Annotated in this window: 20 protein-coding genes; 4 read left to right on the top strand and 16 right to left on the bottom strand. The window is 69.7% G+C overall.

The window, feature by feature from the left end; genetic code table 11:
• Positions 1–13: 13 nt before the first annotated feature.
• Positions 14–658, top strand: coding sequence for a class I SAM-dependent methyltransferase (locus ACU6WY_RS04975; protein ID WP_483821353.1), 645 nt, complete (start codon positions 14–16; stop codon positions 656–658).
• A 7-nt stretch (positions 659–665) separates the two neighbouring features.
• Here ACU6WY_RS04975 and dapF read toward each other — a convergent pair whose 3' ends face one another.
• The 13 genes from dapF to dapA all read right to left on the bottom strand — a co-directional run bounded on the left by dapF (position 666) and on the right by dapA (position 14,247).
• Entirely contained in the window at positions 666–1,520 is an 855-nt protein-coding gene (dapF, locus tag ACU6WY_RS04970) for a diaminopimelate epimerase (RefSeq protein ID WP_483821352.1), read from the bottom strand.
• A gap of 10 nt (positions 1,521–1,530) precedes the next feature.
• Positions 1,531–2,520, bottom strand: a complete 990-nt coding sequence (miaA, locus tag ACU6WY_RS04965; RefSeq protein WP_483821351.1) for a tRNA (adenosine(37)-N6)-dimethylallyltransferase MiaA — start codon at positions 2,518–2,520, stop codon at positions 1,531–1,533.
• On the bottom strand, positions 2,517–4,067 hold the full coding sequence (miaB, locus tag ACU6WY_RS04960) for a tRNA (N6-isopentenyl adenosine(37)-C2)-methylthiotransferase MiaB (RefSeq protein WP_483821350.1): 1,551 nt from the start codon (positions 4,065–4,067) through the stop codon (positions 2,517–2,519). The genes miaA and miaB overlap by 4 nt, the downstream gene beginning before the upstream one ends.
• Positions 4,068–4,188: 121 nt before the next feature.
• Complete coding sequence (locus tag ACU6WY_RS04955; RefSeq protein ID WP_483821349.1) at positions 4,189–4,821, bottom strand: regulatory protein RecX; 633 nt, start codon at positions 4,819–4,821, stop codon at positions 4,189–4,191.
• 128 nt (positions 4,822–4,949) lie between these two features.
• Positions 4,950–5,999, bottom strand: a complete 1,050-nt coding sequence (recA, locus tag ACU6WY_RS04950; protein WP_483821348.1) for a recombinase RecA — start codon at positions 5,997–5,999, stop codon at positions 4,950–4,952.
• A gap of 337 nt (positions 6,000–6,336) precedes the next feature.
• A complete protein-coding gene (locus tag ACU6WY_RS04945; RefSeq protein WP_483821347.1) occupies positions 6,337–6,561 on the bottom strand; it encodes a DUF3046 domain-containing protein in 225 nt (74 codons plus the stop codon).
• 10 nt (positions 6,562–6,571) lie between these two features.
• On the bottom strand, positions 6,572–6,880 hold the full coding sequence (locus ACU6WY_RS04940) for a helix-turn-helix domain-containing protein (protein WP_138174360.1): 309 nt from the start codon (positions 6,878–6,880) through the stop codon (positions 6,572–6,574).
• Between the two features lie 168 nt (positions 6,881–7,048).
• The gene (locus tag ACU6WY_RS04935) at positions 7,049–7,576 is read right to left on the bottom strand and encodes a CinA family protein (RefSeq protein ID WP_483821346.1); all 528 of its coding nucleotides are present in this window, start codon (positions 7,574–7,576) and stop codon (positions 7,049–7,051) included.
• A complete protein-coding gene (gene pgsA, locus ACU6WY_RS04930) occupies positions 7,573–8,160 on the bottom strand; it encodes a CDP-diacylglycerol--glycerol-3-phosphate 3-phosphatidyltransferase (protein ID WP_483821345.1) in 588 nt (195 codons plus the stop codon). Before pgsA ends, ACU6WY_RS04935 begins: the two co-directional genes overlap by 4 nt.
• Positions 8,160–10,850: an FtsK/SpoIIIE family DNA translocase gene (locus ACU6WY_RS04925; protein WP_483821344.1), complete on the bottom strand. Its 2,691-nt coding sequence runs from the start codon at positions 10,848–10,850 to the stop codon at positions 8,160–8,162. The genes pgsA and ACU6WY_RS04925 overlap by 1 nt, the downstream gene beginning before the upstream one ends.
• Positions 10,851–10,939: 89 nt before the next feature.
• On the bottom strand, positions 10,940–11,431 hold the full coding sequence (locus ACU6WY_RS04920) for an N-acetyltransferase family protein (protein ID WP_483821343.1): 492 nt from the start codon (positions 11,429–11,431) through the stop codon (positions 10,940–10,942).
• 84 nt (positions 11,432–11,515) lie between these two features.
• Positions 11,516–13,192, bottom strand: a complete 1,677-nt coding sequence (locus tag ACU6WY_RS04915; protein ID WP_483821342.1) for a ribonuclease J — start codon at positions 13,190–13,192, stop codon at positions 11,516–11,518.
• Positions 13,193–13,269: 77 nt separating this feature from the next.
• The gene (dapA, locus tag ACU6WY_RS04910) at positions 13,270–14,247 is read right to left on the bottom strand and encodes a 4-hydroxy-tetrahydrodipicolinate synthase (protein ID WP_483821341.1); all 978 of its coding nucleotides are present in this window, start codon (positions 14,245–14,247) and stop codon (positions 13,270–13,272) included.
• Positions 14,248–14,350: 103 nt separating this feature from the next.
• Between dapA and ACU6WY_RS04905 the strand changes: the two genes are divergently transcribed.
• A complete protein-coding gene (locus tag ACU6WY_RS04905; RefSeq protein WP_483821340.1) occupies positions 14,351–14,887 on the top strand; it encodes an NUDIX domain-containing protein in 537 nt (178 codons plus the stop codon).
• A gap of 22 nt (positions 14,888–14,909) precedes the next feature.
• On the opposite strand, the gene ACU6WY_RS04900 is transcribed toward ACU6WY_RS04905, so the two are convergent.
• From ACU6WY_RS04900 to ACU6WY_RS04890, 3 genes are read right to left on the bottom strand one after another with little or no spacing between them, the layout of a single operon-like run.
• Positions 14,910–15,668 carry an SDR family NAD(P)-dependent oxidoreductase gene (locus tag ACU6WY_RS04900; protein ID WP_483821339.1) on the bottom strand — a complete coding sequence of 253 codons (759 nt, stop codon included), beginning with the start codon at positions 15,666–15,668 and terminating at the stop codon, positions 14,910–14,912.
• A 3-nt stretch (positions 15,669–15,671) separates the two neighbouring features.
• Positions 15,672–16,172 (bottom strand): dihydrofolate reductase, encoded by a 501-nt coding sequence (locus tag ACU6WY_RS04895; protein WP_483821338.1) that lies wholly within the window; start codon positions 16,170–16,172, stop codon positions 15,672–15,674.
• On the bottom strand, positions 16,169–16,978 hold the full coding sequence (locus ACU6WY_RS04890; protein ID WP_483821337.1) for a thymidylate synthase: 810 nt from the start codon (positions 16,976–16,978) through the stop codon (positions 16,169–16,171). Before ACU6WY_RS04890 ends, ACU6WY_RS04895 begins: the two co-directional genes overlap by 4 nt.
• A 177-nt stretch (positions 16,979–17,155) precedes the next feature.
• On the opposite strand from ACU6WY_RS04890, the gene ACU6WY_RS04885 reads away from it, so the two are divergent.
• Positions 17,156–17,593 carry a TlpA family protein disulfide reductase gene (locus ACU6WY_RS04885; protein ID WP_483821336.1) on the top strand — a complete coding sequence of 146 codons (438 nt, stop codon included), beginning with the start codon at positions 17,156–17,158 and terminating at the stop codon, positions 17,591–17,593.
• A complete protein-coding gene (locus ACU6WY_RS04880; RefSeq protein WP_483821335.1) occupies positions 17,586–18,113 on the top strand; it encodes a DUF4395 domain-containing protein in 528 nt (175 codons plus the stop codon). The genes ACU6WY_RS04885 and ACU6WY_RS04880 overlap by 8 nt, the downstream gene beginning before the upstream one ends.
• Positions 18,114–18,115: the final 2 nt, after the last annotated feature.

Here is an 18,115-nt window from a genome sequence, read left to right as displayed (position 1 = left end):
ATACTCTGTGGGGATGGGGAGCGAGCACTATTTCAGCGCGTCGCCGTCGAGTCCCGAGCAGCTCCGCCGCCTCCGTGTGAGCCTCGCCGGGCGTGAACTCGAGGTGGTCACGGCGGGCGGCGTCTTCAGTCCTGACCGACTGGATGCCGGAACGTCGGTGCTTCTGGCGAACACTCCGCCCCCGCCCGCCGGCGGGAACTTCCTCGACCTCGGAAGCGGATGGGGACCGATCTCGCTGAGCCTCGCTCTGGATGCGCCGCATGCCACGGTCTGGGCCGTCGACGTGAACGAGCGGGCGCTCGACCTCGTGAGGCAGAACGCCCAGCGACTCGGCCTCGACAATGTCAACGCCGTGCGTCCCGAGGATGTTCCCGAGGGCATCTCGTTCCGCACCATTCGCTCCAATCCCCCGATCCGTGTGGGAAAGAACGAGCTGCACGGCATGCTCGAGCACTGGATCCCCCGGCTCGCCGAGCGTTCCGACGGCTGGTTCGTCGTGCAGCGCAACCTCGGCTCCGACTCTCTGCAGCGCTGGCTCGCGGCAACATTCGCGTCGGGCTTCTCGGTGCATCGCGCGGCCACCGGTCGCGGCTACCGCGTCCTGCGCGTGCGCCGACACGGCTCGCCCCCGAGCGAGCCCATCGACGTCGTCTCCTGACGACGGCTCACGCCAGCGCGACCTCGCCGGTGAAGACGAGGGATGCCGGACCCGACAGGAAGACGTGACCGTCGGCGACGCGGACCCCCAGGGTGCCGCCGCGGGTCTCGACGACCCAGGAGTCCGGCGCCGCGGGCCCCGCCCAGTGGCGCACCGCGAGAGCGGCGGCGGCGACACCGGTTCCGCAGCTGAGGGTCTCCCCCACCCCGCGCTCGAAGACGCGAAGACTGATCGACCCGACGCCGTCGTGCACGAGCGGGTCGGCGGGGACGACGAACTCCACGTTGGCCCCGTGCCGTGGGGCGGGGTCGAGGACGGGCTGGTAGGCCAGCTCGAGGCCCTCGAGCTCGTCCTCGGAGGACAGCGCGACCACCACGTGCGGGTTGCCCACGTCGATGCCGACGCCGGGCCGCGCCACGGGAAGGCCCTTCGCCCGGACGAGGATGTCTCCGGGTTCGATCGCGAACGCCCCCAGGTCGACTTCGAACCCGCGGTCGCTGCGCGTGAGGGTCTTCACACCGGCGCGCGTGCCGATGCGGAGGCCGTCCGCGATGTCGGCAAGCCCGGTATCGGTGAGGTAGCGCGCGAAGACGCGCGTGCCGTTGCCGCACATCTCGGCCTTCGAGCCGTCGGCGTTGCGGTAGTCCATGAACCACTCGGCGCCGGAGGCCGCGGCATCCGCCCCCTCGTCGATCGCGCCCGCGCGCACGACGCGCAACATACCGTCAGCGCCGATCCCGAAGTGCCGGTCGCACAGGATCGCGACCTGATCGTCGGACAGGTCGAGCTCGCCGTCAGGATCGGAGACGACGACGAAGTCGTTTCCGGTGCCGTGGCCCTTGGTGAACGCGAGAGTCGCCATGGCATCCAGTCTAGGCACCGGCTCCCCCGGCCGTCCTCGGAGCAGAACCGGTGCCCCGCTCGCCCGGCGCGGGTGCGGCAGCGAGCACGTTCGCGTCGGCCGTGCGCGCGTCGACCCAGCGAACGTCGGCGTAGCGGCGGAACCACGACACCTGCCGACGCGCGTACCGGCGGGTGAGCGCCTGCGTCTGGGCGATCGCCTCGGCCCGGGTGACCTCGCCGCGTAGCTCGGCCAGGGCCTGGGCGTATCCGATCGCGCGCCCGGCGGTCGCGCCCCGTTCAAGGCCCTCGGCGCGCAACCCCTCGACCTCGTCGAGGAGCCCGTCCGCCCACATGCGTTCCACCCGCGTGTCCAAGAGGCCCACGAGCTCGGCGCGGTCGATCGCGGCGCCCAGGAGGGTCGTCTCGGGGTGCCAGAGCGCCGGGGCCGCCGGGAGCGTTCCGCCGTGGGTGTCTTTCCCCTGGGCGAGAACTTCGAGGGCCCGCACGACGCGACGCCCGTTCCGCGGATCGATCCGCTCGGCCGCCGCGGGATCGGCGGTGCGAAGGCGTTCGTACAGGTGCCCGGGGCCGACCCGGTCGAGTTCGGCTTCCAGCTCCGCGCGGACGGACTCGTCGCGGGGAGGAAAGCGGAAGTCCCAGAGCACCGCGGACACGTACAGGCCTGACCCTCCGACGAGGATCGCATCGGCGCCACGCGCGTGGATCTCTCCGATGACCCGTCGTGCCGCCTCCTGGTACCCGGCGACGGCCGCCTCGTCGGTCACCGCGAGCGCATCGAACAGATGATGCGGGATGCCACGCCGCTCGGTGACCGAGAGCTTGGCGGTGCCGATGTCCATCCCGCGGTACAGCTGCATGGCATCCGCGTTGACGATCTCTGCCGGACGACCCCGGCGACCCCGTGCCTCGGCGATGTCCAGCGAGAGCCCGGTCTTCCCCGTCCCCGTCGCCCCGACGATTGCCCAGAGCCGCGGGGCGACGACGTCGTCTGGCGTCACCTGCCCGCGCGCAGCGTCGGCAGACCGAGCGACACGGCGCGGGGTGCGCCGGCGTCACCCGCGGGAGCCGGGACGCCGCAGGACTCCGCCTGCGCGCGATCCCACGCGTCACCCGCACGAGTGCGGCGGATGCGGAGAGGCTGCCCCGCCGGAGCGTCGGCGAGAAGGTGGAAGGGAGCGGCGTGCGTCACCTCGACGGAGACGACGTCGCCGGGGCGCGGGAGAACCGAACCGTTGGGGACTTCGAAGTGCACGAGGCGGTTGTCTTCGGCGCGGCCGGTCAGTCGGCGCGTCTCGGCATCTTTCTTGCCTTCACCCGCGGAGACCAGAACCTCCAGCGTCCGGCCGAGCTGCGCGTGGTTCTCTTCGAGCGAGATCCGCTCCTGCAGCGCGATAAGCCGCTCGTAGCGCTCCTGGACGACAGCCTTGGGAACCTGCTCGTCCATCGTCGCGGCGGGGGTGCCCTCGCGGATGGAGTACTGGAACGTGAAGGCACTCGAGAAACGCGAGGCCTCGACGACGCGCATGGTCTCTTCGAAGTCCGCGTCGGTCTCGCCCGGGAATCCGACGATGATGTCGGTGGTGATCGCCGCATTCGGGATTCGCTCGCGAACGCGGTCGAGAATGCCGAGGAACCGCTCGCTGCGGTACGACCGGCGCATGGCCTTGAGGATGCGGTCGGAACCGGACTGCAGCGGCATGTGCAGCTGCGGCATGACCGCGGGGGTCTCTGCCATCGCCGCGATCACGTCGTCGGTGAACGCGGCGGGGTGCGGGCTCGTGAAGCGGATGCGCTCGAGGCCCTCGATCTCGCCCGCCGCACGCAGCAGCTTGCCGAAGGCGAGACGGTCACCGAACTCCACTCCGTAGGAGTTGACGTTCTGTCCTAGCAGCGTGACCTCAATAGCTCCGTCGTCAACGAGGAGACGGATCTCGTTCAGGATGTCGCCGGGTCGGCGGTCTTTCTCTTTACCGCGGAGGCTCGGCACGATGCAGAACGTGCACGTGTTGTTGCAGCCGACCGAGATCGACACCCAGCCACTGTGGACCGAGTCGCGCTTGGTCGGAAGCGTCGAGGGGAAGATCTCCAGCGACTCGAGAATCTCGAGCTCGGCTTCGCCGTTGTGCCGAGCGCGCTCGAGCATGCCGGGAAGCGACCCCATGTTGTGCGTTCCGAAGACGACATCGACCCAGGGCGCCTTTTGCTGCACCGCGTCTTTGTCCATCTGCGCGAGGCAGCCACCGACGGCGATCTGCATGCCCTCGCGCGCGTCTTTCCGGGACTTGAGGTGACCCAGCGTGCCGTACAGCTTGCCGGCGGCGTTGTCGCGCACCGCGCACGTGTTGATCACCACGACGTCGGCATCGGTGCCGGCATCGGCACGCACGTAGCCGGCGCTTTCGAGCGACCCCGACAGACGCTCGGAGTCGTGGACGTTCATCTGACAGCCGAACGTGCGCACCTCGTAGGTGCGGGCGCGACCGTCGACCGACACGGCGGCGGCGGAGGGCGCGATGAGCGTCGGCGTGGATACGGGGGTGGTCATGATGCGAGCCATTCTAAACGCCGGTGCCACGTGAGCCTCGTGGGGCGGCAAAGGATCCGACGACAGAAGCTCCGGGTGACGGGGCGACGCCCGGATACCGTGCAGACGACGACTGCCGGCGTCATTCGTCGGGGGTGAAGCGCACTCCCGACGGCGCGGGCCGGGAGAACGGTGCGCGGCGTACACCGGCGTCGTCGAGCGCCTGACGCGCCGCCGTCAGTGCCACTGACGAAGAGTAGCCACGCCGTGCGAGCTGGCCGGCCAGGCGCCGCAGGCTGGCGTCGTAGTCTTTGCCCCCGACGGAGCGCGCTTTCGACTGCGCGAATTCGAGCGCCCGCTCGGCGTCATCGTCGGGGAGCTCGGCGACCACCGCGTCTGCCACGTCACGCGGGATACCGCGCTTGCGCAGGGTCTGCACGACGGCCTGGCGGCCCTGACCGCGTCGCTCAACCGCGGACAGCGCCAATTGCTCAGCGAACGCCGTGTCGTCGAGGTAACCGAGATCCGCGAACTTCGCGAGGAGGGTGTCGACCGCACTCTCGTCGAGACCCTCGACCCCACGAAGGACGTCCCGTGCTTCCGCGAGGGAAAGGGAGCGGCCCCGCAGCCTGCGGAGCAGAACGGCTTCGGCGCGCTCGCGCACGGCATCCTCGGTTTCGTCGGGGGCGTCGCCGGCGGCCGCTCCGGCCCACCACGTGGCGGGCTCGCGCTGAGAAGCAGGGGCGTCGGAGACAGACGCCCCGGCGTCGCGCAAAGCACCCGCCTTTCGCGTCCCGAAGAGCGGGATGACCGGTGCGAGGTCACGCTCGTCCGGGCCGTCTCCCGGACCACGGCCCGCCGAAGAGGCGGAGCCAGGGCCCGGGAAACGCGTGTCGTGGCTCATCAGGCGGGGCGACGGGCGGCCAGCTCGTCGTTGGTCGGCGCCGCCGCGGGGGCGACACCGATTCCGAGCTTGGTCTTGATCTTCGACTCGATCTCGGCCGCGACATCGGGGTTCTTGATGAGGAAGCCGCGGGCGTTCTCTTTGCCCTGACCCAGCTGCTCGCCGTCGTAGGTGTACCACGCACCGGACTTCTTCACGATGCCGTGCTCGACACCGAAGTCGATGAGGCTGCCCTCGCGAGAGATGCCCACGCCGTAGATGATGTCGAATTCGGCCTGCTTGAAAGGCGGAGCCATCTTGTTCTTGACGACCTTCACGCGGGTACGGTTACCCACCGCCTCGGTGCCGTCTTTCAGGGTCTCGATACGACGGATGTCGAGACGCACAGAGGCGTAGAACTTCAGCGCCTTTCCACCGGCGGTGGTCTCGGGAGAACCGAAGAACACGCCGATCTTCTCGCGCAGCTGGTTGATGAAGATCGCGGTGGTCTTGGTGGTGTTCAGCCCACCCGTGAGCTTGCGGAGCGCCTGCGACATGAGGCGGGCCTGGAGACCCACGTGGGAGTCGCCCATCTCGCCCTTGATCTCGGCCTCGGGCACGAGAGCGGCGACGGAGTCGATGACGACGAGGTCGATGGCACCGGAACGGATCAGCATGTCGGCGATCTCGAGCGCCTGCTCACCGGTGTCGGGCTGCGACACGAGCAGGGCGTCGATGTCGACGCCGAGCTTCTTCGCGTACTCGGGGTCGAGCGCGTGCTCGGCGTCGATGAAGGCGGCGATACCCCCCGCACGCTGCGCGTTGGCGATGGCGTGCAGCGTGAGCGTGGTCTTACCCGAGGACTCCGGACCGTAAATCTCGATGATGCGGCCGCGGGGAAGCCCGCCGATACCCAACGCGGCATCGAGGGCGATGGAACCCGTTGGGATGGTCTCGATCGGGGCGCGCTCGTCGCTGCCCAGGCGCATGACCGAACCCTTTCCGAACTGACGGTCGATCTGGGCGAGGGCCGACTCGAGGGCCTTCTCGCGTTCTGCGGGTGAGGGCATGACGTCTTCTTTCTGCTCGCGTTCCGTCGCCTATAGGCTGTCGCGCTCGCCACCGACGGTGGAGATGCCCGACAAGGCGTTCAGAGTGTCGTTCGACTCCGCCCACGTTAGGGAGGGCCTCCGACATCGGCGGAGGAAACCCGACCTTCTGGGGACGAACCCGCTCGAAACTCCAATGTGCAGGAGCCTACGCCGATATCGAACGAAGATTCGATGACACGCCGGATCCGGTGACTCGAGTACCGAAGTCATCCGGCATCCGTTCTCCGCGCACCAGGCGCCCAGATGCCCGCGCCCCTGACGTACGAGCGCCAAGCCCCGGGCTGCCCTTAGGTGGTCAGCGTCGCCGCGGATCGAGCCGCCCGACTCCGTAGCGGCGATCCTTCGGAACGTCGGTCTCTTCGCAGAGCGCGAGCCACACCTCGCGCGGATCGACGCCCGCGGCGAGGGCGTCGGCACTCGTGCGCCCGCCCACGGCGGAGAGCACGAGATCAGTCATCAAAGAACCGCCACGCGGACCGAACTCGTCGGCGACGGCACGATCGAACTCGCTTCGACGCATGTCGGAGACGTCAGTGCAGGGAGAGCTCGGGCTCGACCGCCGCGACCAGGTCGTCGGGGACGACGTCGGGGAATGTCTGCAGACCCTCGAGGACCGACAGACGGTCTCCGACCTCGCGCATGATGGTCGAGATGGGGACATCGAGGGCCTCGGCGACGGATGCGAGAATCTCGCTCGAGGCTTCTTTCTGACCGCGCTCGACTTCGCTGAGGTACCCGAGCGCGACGCTCGCGCGGCTGGCGACCTGACGAAGGGTGCGGCCCTTCTGCTGGCGGAGCTCACGCAGGACTTCGCCGATCTCTTGACGGACCAGGATCATGTGAACCCCTCCTCACTGCAGATTCCCCCGCTGTCCGGGTGGACAACGGTACAACACCGTTTCAGGTCACCCTAATGCCGCGCGCTGGGCACTGGATGGGAATCGCTGTCAAACAACCCCCGTGTGTCACCGTTTGTTCCCCCGGCCGGGCGTGTCGGGCTGTCCCGCTCACAGCGCCGCCAGTGCGCGCCGGATGGAGATGTGTGTCGCTTCACGACGGATGCGATCACGGTCGCCCGAAATCACGAGGGAGTCCACGCGCGTCCCGAGCGGCGTGGAGACGGCGATGTGGACGGTGCCAACCGGCTGCCCGTCCTGCTCGTCGGGACCGGCCACCCCCGTCGTGGCGATTCCGACGTCGGCCGGCGCACCGTCGCGGCCCAAGACGTCACGGACGCCCCGTGCCATCTGCCGCGCGACACGCGGATGGACGGCGCCATGCGCCTCGAGGAGCGCGGGATCGACGCCGAGGACGCTGTTCTTCACGTCGGTGGCGTAGGCCACCACACCGCCCCGCACCACGCGCGAGGCCCCCGGAATGTCGACGAGCGAGGACACCACCATTCCTCCCGTGAGTGATTCCGCGATCGCGATCGTCCAGCCGAGTTCGGCAAGGCGTTCGAGGAGGACAGCCGCGCTCTCGCGCGGATCGCGCACGAGCGTCTCGTCGAGATCGTCGGGCACGCCGTCAATCATCGGGCACTCCGCTTCGCCCGGGCCCCTCGCACCTCGGAGATGACGTAGTCGACCCCCGAAGCGATCGTGAGGACCACGGCGATCGTCATGGTCACCACCCCGGCCCACCACACCGTCGCCTGCCACGCCGCGGCGTCGGACAGTGACGCGAGCGGGAGGAGGGCGATCGACAGAGCAACGGCCTGCGCCACGGTCTTGAGCTTGCCCATCCACGCGGCGGCGAGCACGTGATCACTGACCACCATGAACCGGTAGATCGTGATGCCGATCTCACGCACCAGGACGATGATCGTCACCCACCACGGCAACTCACCCAGGATCGAGAGACCGACGAAGGCCACACCGGTCAGCGCCTTGTCGGCGATGGGGTCGAGGAGCTTGCCGAGGTCGCTCACGATCTCGTAACGACGGGCGATGTAGCCGTCGACGCCGTCGGTGGCGATCGCCACGATGAACACGACCGCGGCCGCCCACCGCAGGGCACCCCCGGCACCGCCGTCGGCCAGCAGCATCCACAGGAAGACCGGTGCGCACAGGATGCGCGCGATCGTGATCGCGTTGGGAAGCTGGGGGTGCACGGCCATCAGTCTCGTCCCGTCAGTTGCCACGCGTCTTCGGATCCCTCGTCGTCTTCGGCCACGGGGAGGCCATCGAACTGCGCCGTCACGGCATCCGGACCGTAGCGGTCGTCGTCGGTCGGCGCCGCATCGGCTGGTTCGTCGCCGCGCAGTCGCGCGAGGACGCCCGGCAGCTGCTCGTTGGTGACGAGGACGTCACGCGCCTTCGACCCTTCGGACGGCCCGACGATCTCGCGCGACTCCAGGAGGTCCATGAGGCGTCCGGCCTTGGCGAAGCCCACGCGGAGTTTGCGCTGGAGCATCGAGGTCGACCCGAACTGCGTCGACACGACGAGCTCGGCCGCGGCGAGAAGCAGTTCGAGGTCGTCACCGATGTCGGCGTCGATCTCTTTCTTCTCGGCGGCCGCCTGCACGTCGGAGCGATACTCCGGGCGAGCCTGCTGCGTCACGTGCGCGACGACGCGCTCGATCTCTTGCTCGCTCACCCAGGCGCCCTGCACACGCACGGCCTTCGAGGCACCCATGGGCAGGAACAGCCCGTCGCCCTGACCGATGAGCCGGTCAGCGCCGGGCTGGTCGAGGATCACGCGCGAGTCGGTGACGCTGGTCACCGCGAACGCGAGCCGCGAGGGCACGTTCGCCTTGATGAGGCCCGTGACCACGTCGACAGACGGGCGCTGTGTCGCGAGCACCAGATGGATGCCGCTGGCACGCGCGAGCTGCGTGATGCGGACGATCGAGTCCTCGACGTCGCGCGGGGCGACCATCATGAGGTCGGCCAGCTCATCGACCACGACCAGGAGGTACGGGTAGGGCTTGAGCACGCGCTCGCTCCCGGCCGGCAGCTGGATCTCGCCCGCGACGACTGCCTTATTGAAATCGTCGATGTGCCGGAAGCCGAACGACGCGAGGTCGTCGTAGCGCATGTCCATTTCTTTCACGACCCACTGGAGAGCCTCGGCGGCCTTCTTGGGGTTCGTGATGATCGGCGTGATGAGGTGCGGCACTCCGGCGTAGGAGGTGAGTTCGACGCGCTTGGGGTCGACGAGCACCATCCGCACCTCGGAGGGCTTGGCCCGCATGAGCAGGCTCGTGATCATCGAGTTGACGAAGCTCGACTTACCCGACCCCGTGGATCCGGCTACGAGGAGGTGGGGCATCTTCGCGAGGTTCGCCACGACGAAGCCCCCGCCGACGTCTTTACCCACGCCGATCGTCATCGGGTGGGTCGAGGCCGCAGCCGCGTCGGAACGCAGGATGTCGCCCAGCGTGACGATCTCGCGGTCGGCGTTGGGGATCTCGACGCCGATCGCGCTCTTCCCCGGGATCGGGGCGAGGATGCGCACCTCGTTGGACGCGACCGCGTACGCGATGTTGTTGGTGAGGGCGGTGATGCGCTCGACCTTGACACCGGGGCCGACCTCGATCTCGTACTGGGTGACCGTCGGGCCGCGCGAGAACCCGGTGACACGCGCGTCGACCTTGAACTGCTCCATGACGCTCTCGATGGCACGAACGACGGCGTCGTTGGCAGCCGACCGCTCCTTCGGGGGCGTGCCCGCGGCGAGCGCGGTGACCGAGGGGAGACGGTAATTGGCAGACGGCGGAAGGCCCGCGTTGTCGCCCCCGAGACCGGAGATGCCGGGGAGCTCATCGTCGGTGTCGGCGTTCGGTGAATCGTCCTGCAGGCCCCGGCCGGTGGCCGCGCCCGCGAGCGCGGACGGATCGATGATCTCGGTCAGCGCGTCGGGTGCGGGCGGCATCGGGGGGCGCGCGGGCGGAGCCGCGGGCGCTGCGGGAGCCACGACCGGCGAGTCGAAGCCGCCCTGCGGGGCATCGGGGGTGAGCAGGGCCGTCAGGTCGTCGGATCCGAGGTCGCCGTCGACGTCTTCTTCGCGACCGGACTTGTTGCGCCGCCACCAGGGCATCGACTTCTCGGCGGGTGTCTCGTCGTCGGCATCCACGTGAAGGACGGCCGTGGGCGCATCTTTCTCGACGCGCTCCGCACCGAACATCCACGCATAGAGGTCGCCGAGACGCCGACCGATGCGGTTCGGTGGCGTCTTGGTGAGGATCAGGATGCTGAGGACCGTCAGCAACGACAGCGCGATATACGCGCCCACGTCTCTCAGCACGAGCGCGAGCGGTTCGCCGCTCAGCCACCCGGCGAGACCGCCCGCGAGACTGAGCGTGGGCAACCCGGCGCTGGGCGCGGGGCGACCTCCGGCGACGTGGCAGAACCCCGCCATGACGATGACGAACAGGGCGAAGCCGATCCCGATGCGTCCGTTGTCGTGCACCGACGACGGATGCCGGAACAACCAGCCCGCGAGCAGCAGAAGCAGCACCGGGAAGACGAACGCGACACGACCGATGAGCCCACCGAAGCTGTAGGCGCTGATGGTCGCGGCGACCTCGGTGCCGATGAAGAACCACTCGACGACGGCGCCGATGGCGGCGAGCAGGACGAGGAGGAACGGAAATCCGTCGCGCCGCTGATCGCGCTCAAGAGTCTCGGGGCCGAACACGCGGAACATTCCGCCGACGCCGTGAGCGAGACCGTTCCACGCACGAACGGCCACGGGCGGCTTTTCGGGCTCATCGACATAGCGTTTGGGCGCCGGGGCCGAGGCTTTCGGTCGCGCAGCCCCCTTCGCGGGGGCGCGACCGCCGGTGGTGGACGAGCTGCGAGCCATTCCTCCACGGTAGGCGCGGTCTCCGACATTCACGCGGACCGACGCGGGGTTCGAGACAGGACCGATACCGAGTGGCCCCGCGCAGAACCTCAGCGCAGCGTCTTGACCATGACGTCGCGGCCGTGACCCGCGCGCGTGACGGCGAATCCCTCGCCGCGGTAGAACGTCCGGGCGAAGTTGTCGCGGTCGACGCTGAGACTGATACGGGAGTACCCCTGCTCTCGGGCATGCGCGACGAGGCGCCGCAGGAGAGCGCGCCCCACACCGTGCGCCCGCCACACCGGACGCACGCCGATGATCAGCTCGGGAACTCCCGTGCCGACCCACCCGAATCCAGGTTCACTGCGCGGCAACATCCGGTACCACGCGGCCCCGATCGCCTCGCCCACGGGTGACTCCGCGACGAAGCCCGCATCGCCCGGCCGCAGCCAGCCCGCGACGTAGCGCCGGTGGTCGGGGTTGCTGAGCACCTCGTGGCGCGGTCGGGCACTGCCGGCGCGCCAATTCGCGGCCTCCACCGTCATATCGACGAGGAAAGACCCGTCGGACGGGAGCGCCGCGCGGATCGGGATGGCGGGCATGCCCGCATGATACCGACGCGCGGGGCGCGCCCGCACGAGCGCACCCGGGCGGCCACCGAGGGGCGGCGCGCCCGGGGCAGGCGATCAGGCTTCGATGACGAGAGGAACGATCATCGGGCGGCGGCGGAGCGCCTGGTTGACCCAGCGGCCGATCGTGCGGCGCACGACCTGCGACAGGGCGTGGTTGTCGCGGACGCCCGACTGCGCGGCCTCCGCCAGCGCCGCCGCGATCTTGGGCTTGACGCTCTCGAACACCGCGGCATCTTCGGCGAATCCTCGCGCGTGGATCTCGGGACCCGAGACAATCTTGCCGGTCTGGCGGTCGACCACCACGATGACCGAGATGAAGCCTTCTTCGCCGAGGATCCGGCGGTCCTTGAGGTCGGCGTCGGTGATCTCTCCGACCGAGGAGCCGTCGACGTAGACGAAGCCGATGTCGAGCTGCCCGACCACCTCCGCACGACCGTCGCGCAGATCGACGACCGTGCCGTTCTCGCCGAGGATCGTCCGCTCGGCGGGAATGCCCGTCTCTTGAGCGAGCTTCGCGTTGGCCATGAGGTGGCGGTACTCGCCGTGCACCGGCAGCACGTTCTTGGGCTTGAGGATGTTGTAGCAGTACAGCAGCTCGCCGGCGGCCGCGTGCCCCGAAACGTGCACCTTGGCGTTGCCCTTGTGTACGACGGTGGCACCGAGCTTGGTGAGGCCGTCGATGACGCGGTAGACGGCATTCTCGTTGCCCGGGATCAGGCTGGATGCCAGGATCACGGTGTCGCCCTCGCCCGGCTCGATCGCGTGGTCGAGGTTGGCCATACGGCTGAGGACGGCCATCGGCTCGCCCTGCGAACCGGTGGACATGTAGACGATCTTGTCGTCGGGCAGGTCGCGGGCCTTTTTGTAGTCGATGAGGACGCCGTCGGGCACGGTGAGGTAGCCGAGGTCGGCGGCGATCCCCATGTTGCGCACCATGCTTCGCCCGAGGAGCGCGACACGGCGGCCGTTGGCGTGCGCGGCGTCGAGCACCTGCTGCACGCGGTGCACGTGGCTCGAGAAGCTCGCGACGACGACCCGTCGCGGGGCCTTGGCGATGACCTGGTCGAGGACCGGCCCGATCGCGCGCTCCGTCGGCGTGAAGCCGGGCACGTCGGCGTTGGTGGAGTCCACCAGGAAGAGATCGACGCCCTCCTCACCCAGCCGGGCGAACGCCCGCAGGTCGGTGATGCGTCCGTCCAGCGGCAGCTGATCCATCTTGAAGTCGCCGGTCGCGAGCACGAGGCCGGCGGGCGTGCGGATCGCCACGGCCAGGGCGTCGGGGATGGAGTGGTTCACCGCGACGAACTCGAGGTCGAAGGGCCCGACCTGCTCGCGCTGCCCCTCTTTCACCGTCAGGGTGTACGGGCGGATCCGGTGCTCCTTGAGCTTCGCCTCGATGAGCGCGAGCGTCAGGCCCGAGCCGATGAGGGGGATGTCGCTCTTGAGCTTCAGCAGGTAGGGGACCGCGCCGATGTGGTCTTCGTGCCCGTGGGTGAGCACGACGCCGACGATGTCATCGAGGCGGTGCTTGATGGGCTCGAAGTCCGGCAGGATCAGGTCGACGCCGGGCTGGTGCTCCTCGGGGAACAGCACGCCGCAGTCGACGACGAGGAGCTTGCCCTCGTACTCGAACACGGTCATGTTCCGGCCGACCTCACCGAGGCCACCGAGAGGGAAGACGCGCAGCGTGCCCGGCTGGAGCGCGGGCGGATCGTAAACGGTCGTGGGCATGGAGTGCCTCCTCGGATGCCGCCATACGGCATCCCTTCGTGTGGCGTCCCTGGCCGCGGTTCGGCGGACGCCGATGCTTATCTCGTGGTGCCGTGCACCTTCGGCAGGGCGCCGCCGGCGGCCGCGTTGCGGTCGGGGCGGAAGTTGGAGAAGTCGGCGCCGGCGACGTCGCGGACCAGGGCCAGCTCGTCTTCGATCGCGGCGGCTTCCCACTCTTCGGGACCGACCAGGGGCAGGCGCACGCGGGGGCTGCCGATCCGGCCGAGGCCGTGCAGGATGTACTTCGCCGCCACCGTGCCGGGAACGTGCGTCATCACGGCCCGCACGAGCGGCTCGAGCCGCTGGTGCGCGGCCGTGGCGGTCGCGAGATCGCCGCGGTTCACGGCATCCACGATCGTCCGGTAGGGCGCTGCGGCGATGTTGGCCGTGACGCCGATGAGGCCGGACGCTCCGATCGCCAGGTGCGGGAGCACGTTGGCGTCATCGCCCGAGAAGTACAGGAGGTCGGTCTGGTTGAGCACGCGGCTGACCTCGCTGAAGTCGCCCTTGGCGTCTTTGACGGCGAGGATGTTGGGGTGCTTCGCCAGGCGCAGGATCGTCTCGTACTTGATCTCGACGCCGGTGCGGCCCGGAATGTCGTAGAGGATCACCGGGAGGTCGGTGGCGTCGGCCACCAGACGGAAGTGCGTGAGGATGCCGGCCTGCGTGGGCTTGTTGTAGTACGGCGTGACGATCATGATGCCGTCGGCGCCGGCCTTCTCGCTGGCTTTGTAGAGCTCGATGGCGTGGGCGGTCTCGTTCGAGCCGCCGCCCGTGATGATCTTCGCGCGGCCCGCAGCGACGTCTTTGCCGACCTCGACCAGCCGGAGCTTCTCGGGGTCGGTGAGCGTGGAGGTCTCTCCCGTCGTGCCGGTGACCACGACGCCGTCGGCGCCGGCGCTCACGACGTCGTCGATGTGCTTCTCGACAGCGGGCCAATCGACTTCGCCGTCGGCCGTCATGGGGGTGACGAGCGCGACGAGCACCTGACCGAAGGGATTGCCGGAGTGCGTCATGCTCTCAGGGTATCGGTTCGGCCCCCTCTCACCCCGGCCAGGCCGCACCGGGGGCCGACAATTCCCGCCGGCCGCACCGTGGCAGCGACTCTAGGCTGGCGGCATGGCCTGGATGACCCGCGCGTCGCGCACCGTGTATGAGAACCGCTGGATCCGCGTGCGCGAGGACGAGGTCACCGGGCCGCACGGCGACGGGATCTACGGCGTCGTGCAGATGCAGCAGCCCGCCGTGTTCGTGATCGCGCTCGACGACGAGGACCGCGTCTGCCTCGTCGAGCTCGAGCGGTACACGACGGGCCGATCGATCGAGGTCCCCGCCGGCGGCACCGACGGAGAGGATCCCCTGCTCGCCGCGCAGCGTGAGCTCCGCGAAGAGAGCGGAGTCACCGCCGAAAGCTGGGAGTACCTCGGGCGGATGAATGCCCTCAACGGGATCGCCGACGCCCCCGAGCATGTCTTCCTCGCGCGTGACCTGCAGATTGCGGATGCCACCGACTCGCAGCAGGAGGAAGGCATCGAGGCCGTGCGGTGGGTGCCGTTCGCCGAGGCCCTCTCGCTCGTGGCCGACGGGGAGATCACCGACGGCGAGACGATCGCGGCGCTGGCGTTCGCCGGCATCCGACTCGGGCGGTTCCGCTAGGGGATCAGCGCCGGGCAGCTGCTCAGCGGCCGCGCGCGGCGGCGCGCACGACGACCGCGTCGGGGAGCAGCCGCGACGCGGCCACCAGCAGTCGGTAGCGCCGGGACGGGATCGAGACCGCGCGGCCGCGCGCGGCATCGCGGAGGCCCTCGCGCACCACGGTCTCGGCCTCGAGCCACAAGCCCGGCGGCACGCCCTCCTGCCCGGGCGGCAGGCCGAGGCGCTCGTGGAAGTTCGTGTGGACGAAGCCCGGGCAGACCGCGGTGACGGTGACGCCCCGTCGCCGATAGGCGACGTTCGCCCACCGACTGAACGAGATGAGCCACCCCTTCGCGGCGCCGTACGTGCCGCGCGGGACGAATCCTGCGACCGAGGCGACATTGATGATGCGCCCGCCGCCGCGGGAGAGCATCGCCGGGAGCGCCGCGTGCATGAGACGCATCGCGACCTCCACGTGCAGGCGGACGTGCCGCACCTCGTCGGCGACGTCGGTGGTGTCGAACGCCAGGTCGAGTCCGAATCCCGCGTTGTTGACGAGCACGTCGATGCGTCCCGCCGCCAGCCGGGCCTCGACAGCGGCGAGGTCGACGGGATCGAGAAGGTCAGCGGTCAGTACTTCGACTCCCGTGCCGTGCGCGACGCGGATTTCCTCGGCCACCGCGGCGAGCGCGTCGCGATCACGCGCCACGAGGACGACATCGGCGCCGCGCGCCGCGAGCTGGCGGGCGAACTCCGCGCCGAGACCGGAGCTCGCCCCGGTGATCAGGGCGGTGCGGGTCATGGACTACTGCCCCGCGCGCCGGTAGGTCTCGAAGCGGTATGGGATGCCACTGCGGGAGACGTGCCAGCCCTCGTCCGGGTCGGACGACACACGGCTCCAGCCGTCGAGGCCCGGGGCGCGCGTGTCGCCGTCGACCCGGAGGTCGAGCCGGGTGACCTCGAGGAGATCGGCGCGCGCGATGGCTTCGGTGTAGAGCTGGCCTCCCCCGATCACCCATGCGCGTCCGCCCGTGGCGCGGGAGACCGCCTCATCGAGCGAACCGGCGCGCTCCGCCCCCTCGGCGCTCCACTCGTCGGAGCGGGTCACGACGATGTTGCGGCGCCCCGGGAGCGGCCGGAAGCGCGGCGGGAGCGACTCCCACGTGCGCCGGCCCATGATGACGGCGGACTCGCCCGTGACGGCACGGAAGTGCGCGAGGTCTTCGGGAACGTTCCACGGCATTCCGCCGTCGGCGCCGATGACGCCGTCATGTGCCTGCGCCCAGATGAGCCCGAGCGCGGTCATACCGCGACGGCCGCGCGGATGGCCGGGTGGTGCACGTAGTCCTCGAGAACGATGTCGTCGTACGTGTAGTCGAAGATCGACTCGGGCTTCCGGGCGAACCGGAGCGTCGGGTACGGGTACGGGTCGCGCGAAAGCTGCTCACGCACCTGGTCGCGGTGGTTGTCGTAGACATGGCAGTCACCCCCCGTCCAGATGAACTCGCCGGGCTCCAGGCCGGTCTGCTGCGCGACCATCAAGGTCAGCAACGCGTACGAGGCGATGTTGAACGGCACCCCGAGGAACATGTCGGCGCTGCGCTGGTAGAGCTGGCACGACAGCTTGCCGTCGGCGACGGAGAACTGGAAAAGGGCGTGGCACGGAGCCAGGGCCATGTCGGGGATGTCGGCGGGGTTCCACGCCGAGACGATGAGGCGGCGCGAATCGGGATCGCGGCGGATCTGCTCGATCACCTGCGCGATCTGGTCGATCGTCCCCCCGTCGGCCGTCGGCCAGGAACGCCACTGCACGCCGTACACCGGGCCGAGTTCACCGTCGGCGTCGGCCCACTCGTCCCAGATGCTGACGCCGTTCTGCTGCAGCCACCCCACGTTGGATTCGCCGCGGAGGAACCACAGGAGTTCGTACACGATCGACTTCATGTGCACGCGCTTGGTGGTGACCAGGGGGAAGCCCTGCGCCAGATCGAAGCGAATCTGGCGACCGAACACGCTCGTCGTGCCGGTGCCGGTGCGGTCGGACTTGTGCACGCCGGTTTCGAAAACGTCGCGGAGGAGGTCTTCGTAGGGCGTGAGGATGTCGGCGGTCACGGCCCTCACGATACCCGCGTCACCTTTCGAAAGGGGGGCTGCCGACCACGCACACATCCGCATCGGGGCTGGGGAGGAGGGGCGAGCCTGGACACCGCCCGGGAGAACACGGGGAGGCAGCGTCACGCGGGGACTCATCGGCCCTCCCCGCCGCCGGGCGCGTTAGCGTTGACGGCTGTGGACCTGACCCTTGCCCTTCTCGCGACCGCCGCGCTCCTCGTCGTGGCGACGATCGCCGGTGTCGTGTTCCGCCGCACGCAGGGTCGCGCTCGCGCCGTCGACTCGGCCGAGGTCGTCGACCCCCGTCGCCTCGGTGCCGACGCCCTGGGGAGCGGAGCCACCCTGCTGCAGTTCAGCACCGAGATGTGCTCCCGCTGCCCCGGCGTGCACCGGATGCTCTCCGAGATCGCCGACGAGCGCGACGGCGTCCGGCACCTCGATGTCGACCTCACCCACCGGCCCGACATCGCCCAGCACTTCCGCGTGCTGCAGACGCCGACGACCCTTGTGCTCGACCGCCACGGCGTCATCCGCACCCGCTTCGGGGGAACCCCCGGACGCGCGGTCGTCGAACTCGAACTGACCCGCCTGCAAGAGGAGTCCGCCCGTGCCTGAGGCTGCCCGCATCGACGTCCGCGGCCCCCGCTTCGCGGCATCCATCACCGCCGTCCTGCTGCTGACCGCGACCCTGCTGTCGCTGCTGGGCATCTCGACGCAGCGGGCCGACGCGGGGGGATGGGCCGTCTCGACCGCGCCGCTGGCAGCGCGCGCCGCCGATCCGGGGTTCCTCCTGCTGCTGGTGATCGCCGCCCTGTTCGTGTGGGGCGTCGCGTCGCCGCGCACCGCCCCGTGGGGCGTGCTCTACCGCCGCGTCGTGCAGCCGCGGCTCGCCCCTGCGACCGAGTTCGAGGACCCGCGCCCGCCGCGTTTCGCCCAGGGCGTGGGCCTGTTCGTCACCGGTGTCGGCCTGCTCCTGCACCTGGCGGGCGTCCCGTGGGCGCTGCCGATCGCCGCGGCCATGGCCTTCGTCGCAGCCTTCCTGAACGCGGTGTTCCGACTGTGCCTGGGATGCCAGCTGTATCTGCTGCTCCAGCGCGCCGGTCTCGTCGGCCGCCGTCGCCCCTCCGCGGCCTGACG

The sequence above is a fragment of the Microbacterium sp. ZW3a genome (assembly GCF_057167165.1).
Note: the sequence above shows the minus strand (reverse complement) of the source record. Positions and strands in the feature narration are given on the sequence as shown.